Raw genomic sequence first — 13,138 nt, 5'->3', positions numbered from 1 at the left:
AAGGTTTCAGATTATTGAAAACTTGCTTGAATCCGTGTTTCTCGTACGAATTTATGCTATTATAAATCTTAATGCCACTTAAGAAGGAGAGCTTTACATGAAACGACATGAAGCACGTGAAAAAGCGTTGCAAGTTTTGTTTCAGCTAGACAATACAGATCTTACAGTCGAAGAAGCAAAAGCACATATTAAAGGTCAACCGACAAATGCTTTCTACGAAAAGATTGTAAATGGAACAGCTGAACATTTAGAGGAAATTGATGCGGCATTAACGCAGCATCTAGAAAAGTGGTCACTTGCCCGTCTGCCAAAAATTGAGAGAACAGTTTTACGACTAGCTGTATACGAGCTTTTATACATGCAAGAAACACCAAAAAGAGTAGTACTTAATGAAGCAATCGAGTTATGCAAAACATTTGGAGACGATAAATCGTCAAAATTTGTTAATGGCGTACTTTCTAAATTTACAGAACAATAAAAATGTGTTGAATTGGAAGGAGTAACTAAGGTTTATGTCAAGTGCAATTATTAATGGTAAAGAGATTGGTCAAGAAATTCGTAGTTCAGTAGCCGAGCGAGTAGCTCGTTTAAAGGAGCAAGGTTTAATTCCAGGCTTAGCGGTTGTTCTAGTTGGGGACAACCAAGCTTCAGCTACATATGTGAGAAATAAGCAAAAATCTTGTGAAGCAATTGGGATGTTTTCAGAGTTAATTAAACTGCCAGAGGAAACGACACAAGAAGAGCTGTTAGTGCAAATTGAATTATTAAATAATCGTGAAGATATTCACGGGATTTTAGTACAATTACCACTGCCTAAACATATTGATGAGGACACAGTTATTGCGACAATCGCTGTTGAAAAAGACGTAGATGGCTTCTCGCCAGTTAGCGTTGGGAAAATGATGCTTGGCCAGGAAACATTTTTACCATGTACTCCGTTTGGCGTGATGAAGCTTCTTGAATATTCAGGAATTGAAATCGCTGGAAAACATGCAGTCATTGTAGGTAGAAGTCATATTGTAGGGAAACCAATGGGACAACTATTGCTACAAAAAGATGCGACGGTGACATACACGCATTCAAAAACACCAGATTTACCTTCATTCACAAAACAAGCGGATATTTTAATTGCAGCTGTAGGACGTGCGAACTTTATTACAAAAGAGCATGTGAAAGAAGGTGCTGTTGTTATTGATGTCGGCATTAACCGCGATGAAAACAACAAGCTATGCGGCGACGTAAACTTTGCAGAGGTTGACGGTATCGCATCTCACATTACACCAGTTCCAGGCGGTGTCGGCCCGATGACAATCACGATGTTACTCTTCAACACAGTGCAAGCGGCAGAAACAAAGCTTGCGAATAAAATGAAGTAATTACTTACAATAGAATTTCGTATGCTTAGAGAGCCATCTCATTACTTTTGAGGTGGCTCTCTTTTTGCAAGTACATCGTGTGCGGATAAAATATTGCAAGAATCGCCACTAAATCTGTGTAAAACGCCACATCATTAAAAGAGAACGCCACTAAACTAGTTTGAATCGCCACTAAAAAGGACACATAGTAGCCACTTTCATCCGAGCCAAGTTTGGAATAAATATGTTACAGTAATGTTTTAAAATAGGATGAAAGACAGACGTTTTTTCTCGTGAAACTGTATTTTTACACGTCAGGCGCGACAAAAAATGTTATGATAAGTGTAGTTTTGTGAAAAACTTGATTTTAGTAAAGGAGCCGAAAATAATGTCATCAGCTTCTTATTTAACTGTAAAAGCGTTAACGAAATATATTAAACGAAAATTCGATGCAGATCCACATCTTCGCGAAGTTTATGTCAAAGGGGAATTATCGAATGTTAAAGTACACCAATCTGGGCATATTTACTTTACGTTAAAGGATGATGGCGCACGGATTGCAGCTACGATGTTTAAAACTGCAGCAACAAAATTAGCATTCGAGCCTAAAGAGGGTATGCAAGTATTTATCCGAGGAGATGTAAACGTTTACGAAGGCTATGGTACATATCAATTATATGTGCAGGAAATGCAACCAGATGGAATCGGAAGCCTGTTTGTTGCTTTTAATCAACTGAAAGAACAGCTTCAAAAAGAAGGGCTTTTTAAACCAGAATGGAAACAGCCAATTCCAAAGTTTCCTGAAAAAATAGGTGTTTTAACATCCACTACTGGAGCCGCGATTCGAGATATTTGTACAACCTTAAAGCGACGGTATCCGCTTGCTGAAATTCTCATTTATCCGACCCTTGTACAAGGGGCACAAGCAGCACCAAGCATCGTACACAATATTGAACGCGCTAATCAAGATGCTGTTTGTGACGTCTTGTTAGTAGGACGGGGTGGAGGATCAATTGAAGATTTATGGGCGTTTAATGAGGAAGCTGTAGCACGTGCTATTTTTGATAGTCGGATTCCAATTATTAGCGCAGTAGGGCACGAAACGGATACGACGATTGCCGATTATGTAGCAGATTTACGTGCACCGACGCCGACTGCTGCTGCTGAAATGGCAGTTCCTGACCAGCAAGAATTGTATCAACGAGTGTTGACTCAAAAATCGCAGCTTCACCAAATCGTGAGGGCGCAACTTATAACGGAGCGACAACGTCTAAATAAGCTACAACAGTCCTATCCTTTATCGATGCCAGAAAGATTGTATCGTCCGTTTACCGAACGGTTAGCGCAGCTTGAAACAACTTTACAAAAAGCGATGCAAGTAGATTTGATGAAAAAAGAAGCACAACTTCAAAAATTGCATAGCGCAGTAGAGCAGCAATCACCAAAAAAAGCGCTCGTTTTTCATCAAAGGGAATTAGAACAGCGCATTCAACAGCTAACACGTTCTGCAACACATTACGTAACAAAGCAAAAACAACAATTTGAGGCATCGGTAAGAACACTCGAAGCATTAAATCCGCTTGCTATTTTAACAAGAGGATTCACAGTCGCATATAAAGATGACAAAGTGTTGAAATCGTCTACTGACTTAAAGCGGCAAGATCAACTAACATTGGCCTTCCACGATGGGAAAGTAATAGCCGAAGTGACAAATGTCTTGCCAAATAGTAAGGAGGAATAGCAATGGCGAAGAAACAACAAACATTCGCAGAAGCAATGACGGCACTTGAAGAAATAGTCCGCCAATTAGAGCAGGGTGATGTGCCATTAGAAAATGCTATTGATTTATATAAGCAGGGCATGGAGCTTTCACAGTTTTGCCATAGTAAACTACAGCATGCCGAGGAACAGTTAATTTCAATTGTTCAAGAAACAGGCGAAACAACAGTATTTGATCCGCTAAAGGGAGAGAACTAGTTAAAATGAACGAACAATTAAAACATTTTATTCAGAGCAACACACCACAAGTAGAGGCTGAGATGTTTGCACTTGTTGAGAAAATTGACGCACCAGCTCATTTAAAAGAGTCGATGCTATATTCATTAAAGGCAGGAGGCAAACGTATTCGCCCACTGTTTGTATTAGCAGTTTTAGAAATCTACGGTAAAGACCTAAAAGCAGGGCTTACAGTCGGTGCTGTTATTGAAATGATTCATACGTATTCTTTAATTCACGATGATTTACCGAGCATGGATAACGATGATTTCCGTCGTGGCAAACCAACTAACCATAAAGTGTTTGGTGATGCCCTTGCAACACTTGCAGGCGATGCGTTAAATACGCTAGCGTTTGGCATTTTAGCGCGCATGGATCTTTCAGCGGAGCAACGAATAGAACTTGTCAATCTTCTAAGCGTAGCAGCAGGTGCTGAAGGGATGGTTGGCGGTCAAGTGCTCGATATGGAAGGTGAGCAACGTCAACTAAGCCTAACGGAACTAGAACATGTACATGTCAATAAAACAGGTGCACTTTTACGATTTAGTATTGAATCGGGTGCAGTATTAGCCAATGCTTCTCAAGAAGACCGTGCTACTTTAAAAGAATATGCGCATCATATTGGGCTGGCATTCCAAATCCAAGACGACATTTTAGATATTGAAGGCACAACAGAGGAATTAGGCAAAACAGCAGGGAAGGATGTAGCGAGCGATAAAAGCACATATCCTGCATTACTAACGTTAGCTGGAGCCAAAGAAAAACTTGCTGACCATTATCAGCTAGCTATTGCAGCACTGGATAACTTACAAGTAGATGTCAGCTTACTGCGTGAGTTTGCGGCCTATATTGTTCATCGTAAAAACTAAGAGAAAAAATGGGCGTTAAAGGGAAAGAATATGCTAGAATAGGTGAGGACGTTTGCCAAGAGGCAAACAATAAGTGTTCGTACTTTTAGCATATGGATAACACTGTTATAATGGTGGAAACACGATTGCGGTGAATAATTTATTGAAAAGGTGTGTGAGAAAGGTGGATTTAAACAAGATTTCTAGTCCATCCTTTTTAAAAAACTTAGATAAGAGAGAGCTTGAACAACTTGCAAAAGAAATTCGAACTTTCTTAATTGAAAAATGTTCTGTCACAGGTGGTCATATCGGACCGAACCTGGGTGTTGTGGAGCTGACAATTATGCTTCATAAAATGTTTGACAGTCCAAAAGATAAGTTTTTATGGGATGTTGGCCACCAAGCTTACGTGCATAAAATTTTGACAGGTCGTGCGAGTCAATTTGACACTTTACGTCAGTTCAAAGGGCTTTGTGGTTTTCCAAAGCTTGTGGAGAGTGAACATGATGAATGGGAAACGGGTCATAGCTCGACATCGTTGTCAGCAGCCATGGGTATGGCAGCAGCACGTGATATTAAAAACGAAAAAAACTTCGTCGTACCGATTATTGGGGACGGAGCTTTAACTGGCGGTATGGCGCTTGAGGCATTAAATCATATAGGGCATGCAAAAACTAATATGATTGTCATCTTAAATGACAACGAAATGTCCATAGCACCGAATGTTGGCGCATTACACAACGTATTAGGTCGCTTACGAACTGCCAAAGAATATTCAAAAGCCAAAGAAGAATTAGAATCGTTAATTAATAAAATTCCGGTTTTAGGTGGGAAGCTAGCTTCAACTGCTGAACGCTTGAAAGACAGTTTGAAATATCTAGTCGTTTCTGGTGTCTTCTTTGAGGAATTAGGCTTTAAATATTTAGGGCCAATTGATGGTCACGACTTTGAGGCGCTTGAAACGACTTTATCCTATGCTAAAAAAGTAAAAGGCCCAGTGCTTGTGCATGTCATTACGAAAAAAGGAAAAGGCTACAAACCAGCAGAAGACGATACAATCGGGAATTGGCATGGGACAGGGCCATATAAAATGGAGACCGGTGCCTTTGTTAAATCTGAAACAAAAGGTCCTGCGTGGAGTAGTTTAATCGCTGAAACTGTTCGTAAAATTGCACATGAAGATGAACGCATTGTGACGATTACGCCAGCGATGCCTGTTGGCTCAAAATTGCAAGGGATTCAAAAAGACTTTCCTAAACGCTTTTTTGATGTCGGCATAGCTGAACAACATGCCGCAACGATGGCTGCAGGTCTTGCTACTCAAAAAATGAAGCCATTTTTAGCGATTTATTCAACGTTTTTACAGCGTGCATATGACCAAGTTCTACATGATATTGCGCGTCCAAATTTAAACGTTTTCATTGGAATTGATCGTGCTGGCTTAGTTGGTGCAGATGGTGAAACACACCAAGGTGTATTTGATATAGCATTCCTTCGCCACATTCCCAATATGACGATCATGATGCCAAAGGATGAGAATGAAGGTCAACATATGGTGAAAACAGCCATTGATTATAACGGCGGACCGATTGCCCTTCGTTATCCACGTGGAAATGGGATAGGCGTCCCACTCGATGAGGAGCTTATGGCTTTACCAATAGGTAGTTGGGAAGTGCTACGTGAGGGGAAAGATGCGACGATATTAACATTCGGCACAACTATTCCAATGGCAATGGAAGCAGCGCATATGCTCGCGCAACAAGGCGTAGAAATTGAAGTGGTGAATGCTCGCTTTATTAAGCCGATGGATGAAGACATGCTGCATCGTATATTTACTAGCAATAAACCAGTGCTAACGATTGAAGAAGCGGTATTACAGGGGGGCTTTGGTAGTGGCGTCTTGGAATTTGCACACGACCATAGTTATTTCACTGCAATCATTGATCGAATGGGTATTCCAGATCAATTTATTGAGCATGGAAACGTAGACCAACTGCTAGCGGAAATCCATATGACAGCAGAAGATACAGTAGCACGTATGCAAGTGTTACTACAACAAAAACAGCAAGTAGGTTTGAACAAATAATGACAAAACAACCGAAAGAACGTGTAGACATTTTACTTGTAGAGCGTGGGCTCTGTGAGACGCGCGAGAAGGCAAAACGGTCCATTATGGCGGGTCTTGTCTTTTCTAATGAAATACGCATCGACAAAGCAGGAGAAAAAATTGCAATCGATGCACCGCTGCAAGTAAAAGGGTCAGATTTAAAATATGTGAGCCGTGGTGGCTTGAAACTAGAAAAAGCATTGCAAATTTTTGATATGTCTGTAGAGGGGAAGCTGATGCTTGATATCGGCTCCTCTACAGGTGGTTTTACAGATTGTGCATTACAAAATGGTGCGCGACATTGTTATGCCTTAGATGTTGGCTCCAATCAGCTTGCGTGGAAAATTCGTTCAGATGAACGTGTAACAGTTATGGAAAAAACGAATTTCCGCTATACAACAGCGGCAGATTTAACGGAAGGTTTACCAGAGTTTGCTACAATCGATGTGAGCTTTATTTCACTATCATTGATTTTACCGGTACTAAAAACGGTTTTAATGCCAGGTGGGGATGTCATGGCACTTGTTAAACCACAGTTTGAAGCAGGTAAAGAGAATGTTGGTAAAAAGGGTATCGTCCGTGATAAAAAAGTCCATCTCTATGTTCTAGAAAAAACCGCTGCTATGGCAACGGAAGTCGGCTTTGTTGTGAAGGATGCTTCTTTTTCGCCGATTACTGGCGGTGAGGGGAATATTGAATTTTTATTCCATTTAGTGAATCCTATAGGGGATGAAAGTATTCCACCATATACAGCTTTTAATGCACTCGTTGAAGAAGCGCATAGTGCACTAAAATAACACGTGCTCATTAAGTAGAGCCGTGTTTTTTCTTGTGCTTTTATGCTGAAAATGGTAGTGTAATTATACAAATATTTAACTATTTATAAGAGGTGAACGATATGAATAAAGGGCAAAGACATATACGGATTCGTGATATTATTGCAAATCATGAAATTGAAACACAAGATGATTTAGTCGATTTTTTAAAGGATGCAGGCTATAATGTGACACAAGCAACGGTCTCACGTGATATTAAAGAACTGCACTTAGTAAAAGTACCTTTGCAGGATGGACGCTATAAATATAGCTTACCCGCAGACCAACGATTCAATCCAGTACAAAAATTACATCGTGCATTAGCGGATGCTTTTGTGAGCATTGACGGAGCATCGCATTTCTTAGTAATGAAAGCACTCCCAGGTAATGCAAATGCTATTGCGTCATTACTGGATCATTTAGATTGGCCTGAAATTTTAGGTACGATTTCAGGGGATGATACTATTTTAATTATTTGTCGCGATGAAGCCGAGCGAGAAAATACAAAAAATCGCTTATTGGACATGCTATAAGAGAGAAACAAAAATCCAAAGGTTAACAGTTGCTTGCCTGTTTTAAAAAAAGCGGTCATTTTGCATCTGATAGCACGAGAATAATAGCAGTTGAATTTAATTCAGAGGTGACAATTTGTGTTAAGAGAGCTTAGTATTCGAAATTTTGCCATCATCGAGGATTTAACGGTTAGTTTTTCGGATGGTTTAACTGTACTAACAGGAGAAACTGGTGCTGGGAAATCCATTATTATTGATGCGGTACATTTACTTGCTGGTGGTAGAGGCAATTCAGAATTTATTCGTCATGGTGCTAAAAAAGCAGAGTTAGGCGGGTTGTTTCAAATTTCAAGCACTGCACATCCTGTATATAAGAAATTGGAGGAAGCAGGCATTGAAATAGAAGAAGATTCTATTATTTTACGCCGCGATTTAAATGACTCTGGTAAAAGTGTTTGTCGGGTAAATGGCAAATTGGTCCCTTTATCGGTTTTACGAGATATTGGTGCAAGTTTAATTGATATACATGGTCAGCATGAAAATCAAGAACTAATGGATGAAAAACAACATATTCATTTATTGGATCAATTTGCAGAAGAGCAACTATCACCGATTCTTGAACAATATAGTATTCAATATAACGAATATCGGGCATTAAAAAAAGAATTAGCCACCATTTCTATTGATGAGCAGTTAATGGCGCAACGCATTGATTTGTACCAATTCCAAATGAAAGAATTGGAAGATGCAAATTTAAAGCTTGGTGAAGAAGATGAGCTGTTAGATGAACGTCGTCGTCTAATGAATTTTAATAAAATTTTCGAACGCTCGAGTGCTGCCTATGAAGCAATTCAGGGGGAGACAAAAGGGCTTGACTGGATCGGTACAGCGATGGGCGCATTAGATGATGCGGCGGTCATCGATGAACAGTTTAAAGAGGCATCTGAGTCGGTAACAACTGCTTTTTACGCTTTACAGGATGCCGCCTATCAGGTAAAAAATGTATTAGATGAGTTAGAATTTGATCCTGCGCGATTAAATGAAGTGGAGCAACGCTTGGCACTTTTCCAAAACTTAAAGCGCAAATATGGCTCCACTGTTGAAGAAATGCTCGCCTATTATGAGAAGATTAAAACAGAGCTTAGTGAGCTTTTGAATCGTGATGAAATATTGCAATTAAAAGAACGAAAAGTACTTGAAATGGAAGTAGTATTAAGTGAATTTGCTGAAAAACTTTCGCATGTTCGAAAAGCAGCAGCCAATGATTTAAGCGAGGCTATTATGGCAGAGCTACGTGAATTACATATGGAAAAAGCAAAGTTTATTGTAAATTTTGATGCTTTACCTTACTTTGATGTCAATGGTAAAGACCAAGTGATCTTTTATATTTCAACGAATGTCGGGGAACCACCGAAATCTTTACCGAAAATTGCTTCAGGTGGGGAATTGTCGCGTATGATGTTAGCATTAAAAACGATTTTTTCTTCTTCCAATGGTGTAACATCCATTATTTTTGACGAAGTGGATACTGGCGTAAGCGGTCGTGTAGCGCAAGCAATCGCTGAAAAAATTGCAGCCATTTCTGTTAATTCTCAAGTTTTGTGTATTTCGCATTTACCTCAAGTGGCGGCGATGGCTGACCATCATTACTTCATTAAAAAAGAGGTTGAACATGATCGGACATTTACTTCTTTAGCAGAAATCGATACAGATGCTCGTATTGAAGAAGTGAGCAGAATGATGTCAGGTGCAGAAATTACCGATTTAACTTTACAGCATGCGACAGAATTGTTAAAGATGGCAAACGAACGAAAAAAACAAATGCGCTAAATTAATAAGAAAATCCAGAGGCAATCCAATGTTTCTGGGTTTTTTTCATTTTGCACAAATATTTACCGCTTATAAGAACCGCACAACAACACATAGTATAAAGACAAAATTCAAAAGGAGGTGTCGTATGAATCGTCGTTGGCGTCAATTTGTCATTTTGCCTATGCTCATCGTTTTGTTATTTATGCCCATTCAGGCTTTTGCGGCCAAAAAATTAATACCGATGGGTGAAGCAATTGGAATTCAGCTTCAATTATCACATGTCTTTGTTGCGCATGATGTGTTATTAGCTTCCAATCAGTGGATGAAAGGAGGCGCCGTTATCGAAAAAATAAATGATACAACGGTAAAAACACTTGCTGATGCCAAGCAAGCCATTGCTCGCCATGGGCAACAAAAATGGACGATAAAAAGTGAAGGTAAAGCATTAACAGTTGACTTACAAAAGCAAGAAGCAGAACATGTCATCTCTTTTTTAAAGGATGAAACAGATGGAGTAGGGACATTGACATACATTGATCCAGAGACATTAAATTACGGAGCATTAGGCCACCAGATTGTCGACTCAACTCTCCAAGAAGCACCTGTCTTCCGAGCAGGCTCCATTTTCTTAGCATCCATTCATCAAATCCGTAAAAGCCTACCTGGTCAACCCGGCTATAAAATTTCCTCCATTGAAAAACATCAGGAACGATTAGGGAGTATTGATAAAAATACGGTTTATGGAATTTTTGGCCGATGGGAAGATAGCTATCAACAAAGATTGCCCAAAGCCATCGAAATTATGCATGCAAAAGATATAAAATTGGGGAAGGCTGAAATTTATACAGCTATTGAAGGAAGTAAAGTCGAAACATTTTCCATTGAAATTACAAAAGTTGAAAATGAACGGCTTGAATTTATCGTTTCTGACGAAAAGCTTATTGAAAAAACAGGTGGCATTTTACAAGGTATGAGTGGTAGTCCCATCATACAAGATGGTCGTTTCGTTGGTGCTGTCACACATATGTTTGTTGAGGAACCGAAAAAAGGGGCTGCTATTACAGTGGCAGAAATGTTAAGAAAATCTTCATGAATTGGATGGAGCTGCCTCTGGTAGCTCCGTTCTTTCATGGGTAAAATAGTATATTTTAGCTCTTTCCCCAAGTATTTCATGGTTTTTGTGAACACTTTAGCGATACTTAAAAAAAAGTGTAGTTTTATCAGCATTTTTTCACTAAAATAAGTGATAAGTGTATTCGACAATTTGCTGTTAAGTATCGTAACTTGTCGAGAAAAAAAGAAAGTATCGGACTACATACTCATTTTTGGAAATTGAAAAGGTTTTTAACCCAAAAATGTCGAAAATTCCACAGTGTGTCAAAAAGACATTAGGGGTAACGGTTTTATGCTTTGAACAGTCAAAGCAAAGTCCAGAAGGAGGAATGGAAATGACAAAGGTAAAAGTGGCGATAGCAGATGATAATCGAGAATTATTAAAAACAATGGAGCATTATTTTCAAGGACATCCCGAAATTGAAATAATTGCAACGGCCTCGAATGGGAAAGTATGTCTTCAAATGCTTGAAGAATACACACCTGATATTTTATTACTGGATATAATTATGCCTCATCTAGATGGATTAGCAGTATTGGAAGCGATGTATCAAAATGATCGTATGTCTTCGATACAAGTCATTATGCTCACAGCATTTGGTCAAGAAGATGTAATGAAACAGGCAGTGGATTTAGGAGCATCGTACTTTATGCTAAAACCATTTGAATTCGACCAGCTTGTCCAAAAAATATTACATTGTGCTGGCCAAAAGGCTTCTATACCGAAAAAGGCGAGTGTATTACAGCCGACAACTCCTCAAAAATTAAATCAGCATCAGCTTGATAGTACCATTACAGCGATTATTAAAGAAATTGGCGTACCTGCTCATATTAAAGGTTACTCGTATTTACGGGAAGCGATACAAATGGTGTTTGAAGATATCGAGTTATTAGGGTCTGTGACGAAAATTCTTTATCCAGAAATAGCAAAGAAATTCAATACAACACCGTCACGTGTAGAACGTGCGATTCGTCATGCCATTGAAGTCGCATGGAATCGTGGCAATTACGAGTCCATTTCGTCGATGTTTGGCTACACCGTACACCACTTAAAGTCGAAGCCGACAAATAGCGAATTCATCGCCATGATTGCGGACAAGATTCGTATTGATATGATGGCGAGTTAATTAACAGTTATAACAGCTTACAGGACTTATTTAGAGAGATTTTTAATATTATACCAACTAACTATTAGTGCATTACTAATTGATAAATATTTAAATAAACTATAAACACATTCATTTCTGGGATATCCCATTTATGGAGGTGTTTTTTTTTGCTGAATATTGAGAGCAGAACATGAATCTTGATTATGCGGCAAAGGACCAAGCGAACGTTGGATGGTGTTGGAAATTTGAATCTAAACAGACGTTTGACCGTATACCTAGTATCATGAGTTTTGGAGGGATTTTATGGTTAATGCTTACAAGGTGGCTCTTATTGGTGGAACGGGGAAAGTAGGGCGTTATATTGCTTCTAAAGCGGTAGCGAAAGGATATCAAGTCCGCATGTTAGTTCGAAATCCAGAAAAAGTAATAGACAAGGACAGTAGGATTGAAATCGTCAAAGGGAATGTAAAAAATGTAGAAGATATTCGTAAGCTACTAAAAGATTGTCAAGTAGTTATAAATACCTTTGGTCAACCAATCAAAGAGAAGGCGATGTATAGCAGTATCACTAAAAATATACTCGATGTAATGACTGAATTACATATTGATCGTTACATTGGTGTAACAGGTGGCTCTCTAACAATAACAGGCGATCACAAAAGTACGTTAAATAGAATAGGGGCAGCGTTGTTTAAAATAATGTACTCTAATATGATGGGAGACAAGAAGAAAGAATGGGATATTTTGACCAATCATCCACATATTCAATGGACGTTAATTAGACTACCATTTATAGTAGATGGCGCAGAAAGAGGAAATTTGAAAGAACATTTAACGGATATGCCTGGCACAAAAATAACTAATCAAGATATTGCGACTTTTATCATTCATCAAATCGACAATTTAAACTATGTACATAAAGCACCGTTTATTGCAAATTAATTTAAATTCCCCCAGTTTATTTATTCTGCAAAGTACAGTGGCAAATTAATGATGGATTGTATCCTATCATTAATGAACTATGAATGGTATTATTGTTACAAAATGTAATATATACTATATAAAGCTTGAAAAATTGGAGGGAAATAGATATGGGGTTATTTGATGGATTAATGGGCAATGCAAGTGAAGTCAATCTAGATAAATTGCAGGAAGAAATGAAAGAGATCTTAATACCGAATGAGACCATTCAAAATGCGTATAAAATTATTAGAGATACGTTTATTTTTACGAATAAGCGGTTAATTTTAATCGATAAACAAGGGGTAACGGGTAAGAAAACCGAATATCATTCAATTCCTTACAAAAATATTTTGCATTTTTCAGTGGAAACGGCGGGCACATTTGATTTGGATGCAGAGCTGAAAATTTGGGTTTCAGGCAGCCAATTGCCGATACAGAAAAATTTTAATAAATCGACTAACATTTATAAAGTGCAAAGTGTTTTAGCAGAATATGTGCTAGGTTAGTAT

Annotated in this window: 13 protein-coding genes; all 13 read left to right on the top strand. The window is 38.6% G+C overall.

Features of this window, described 5'->3' with window-relative positions; translation table 11 throughout:
- The first annotated feature begins 97 nt into the window (after positions 1-97).
- Positions 98-478 (top strand): transcription antitermination factor NusB, encoded by a 381-nt coding sequence (gene nusB / locus T479_RS13615; protein WP_024361179.1) that lies wholly within the window; start codon positions 98-100, stop codon positions 476-478.
- A 34-nt stretch (positions 479-512) separates the two neighbouring features.
- On the top strand, positions 513-1,376 hold the full coding sequence (gene folD, locus T479_RS13610; RefSeq protein ID WP_024361178.1) for a bifunctional methylenetetrahydrofolate dehydrogenase/methenyltetrahydrofolate cyclohydrolase FolD: 864 nt from the start codon (positions 513-515) through the stop codon (positions 1,374-1,376).
- Positions 1,377-1,743: 367 nt separating this feature from the next.
- Positions 1,744-3,096, top strand: coding sequence for an exodeoxyribonuclease VII large subunit (gene xseA, locus T479_RS13605; RefSeq protein ID WP_025219922.1), 1,353 nt, complete (start codon positions 1,744-1,746; stop codon positions 3,094-3,096).
- A gap of 2 nt (positions 3,097-3,098) precedes the next feature.
- Complete coding sequence (gene xseB / locus T479_RS13600) at positions 3,099-3,332, top strand: exodeoxyribonuclease VII small subunit (protein ID WP_024361176.1); 234 nt, start codon at positions 3,099-3,101, stop codon at positions 3,330-3,332.
- A 5-nt stretch (positions 3,333-3,337) separates the two neighbouring features.
- Positions 3,338-4,219, top strand: a complete 882-nt coding sequence (locus T479_RS13595; RefSeq protein WP_024361175.1) for a polyprenyl synthetase family protein — start codon at positions 3,338-3,340, stop codon at positions 4,217-4,219.
- Between the two features lie 163 nt (positions 4,220-4,382).
- On the top strand, positions 4,383-6,284 hold the full coding sequence (dxs, locus tag T479_RS13590) for a 1-deoxy-D-xylulose-5-phosphate synthase (RefSeq protein ID WP_024361174.1): 1,902 nt from the start codon (positions 4,383-4,385) through the stop codon (positions 6,282-6,284).
- Positions 6,284-7,102, top strand: a complete 819-nt coding sequence (locus tag T479_RS13585) for a TlyA family RNA methyltransferase (protein ID WP_025219921.1) — start codon at positions 6,284-6,286, stop codon at positions 7,100-7,102. Before dxs ends, T479_RS13585 begins: the two co-directional genes overlap by 1 nt.
- A 101-nt stretch (positions 7,103-7,203) precedes the next feature.
- The gene (gene ahrC, locus T479_RS13580; RefSeq protein ID WP_024361172.1) at positions 7,204-7,653 is read left to right on the top strand and encodes a transcriptional regulator AhrC/ArgR; all 450 of its coding nucleotides are present in this window, start codon (positions 7,204-7,206) and stop codon (positions 7,651-7,653) included.
- A 117-nt stretch (positions 7,654-7,770) separates the two neighbouring features.
- Entirely contained in the window at positions 7,771-9,462 is a 1,692-nt protein-coding gene (recN, locus tag T479_RS13575; protein ID WP_024361171.1) for a DNA repair protein RecN, read from the top strand.
- A 127-nt stretch (positions 9,463-9,589) separates the two neighbouring features.
- Complete coding sequence (locus tag T479_RS13570) at positions 9,590-10,537, top strand: SpoIVB peptidase S55 domain-containing protein (RefSeq protein WP_024361170.1); 948 nt, start codon at positions 9,590-9,592, stop codon at positions 10,535-10,537.
- 355 nt (positions 10,538-10,892) lie between these two features.
- Complete coding sequence (spo0A, locus tag T479_RS13565) at positions 10,893-11,684, top strand: sporulation transcription factor Spo0A (RefSeq protein WP_024361169.1); 792 nt, start codon at positions 10,893-10,895, stop codon at positions 11,682-11,684.
- A 285-nt stretch (positions 11,685-11,969) separates the two neighbouring features.
- Complete coding sequence (locus T479_RS13560; protein WP_025219920.1) at positions 11,970-12,608, top strand: NAD(P)-dependent oxidoreductase; 639 nt, start codon at positions 11,970-11,972, stop codon at positions 12,606-12,608.
- Between the two features lie 149 nt (positions 12,609-12,757).
- A complete protein-coding gene (locus tag T479_RS13555; RefSeq protein WP_024361163.1) occupies positions 12,758-13,135 on the top strand; it encodes a PH domain-containing protein in 378 nt (125 codons plus the stop codon).
- Positions 13,136-13,138: the final 3 nt, after the last annotated feature.

The organism is Lysinibacillus sphaericus, from assembly GCF_000600105.1.
Taxonomy (GTDB): Bacteria; Bacillota; Bacilli; order Bacillales_A; family Planococcaceae; genus Lysinibacillus; species Lysinibacillus sphaericus.
The sequence above is the reverse complement of the archived record's forward strand: the minus strand, read 5'-3'. Positions and strand labels throughout refer to the sequence as shown.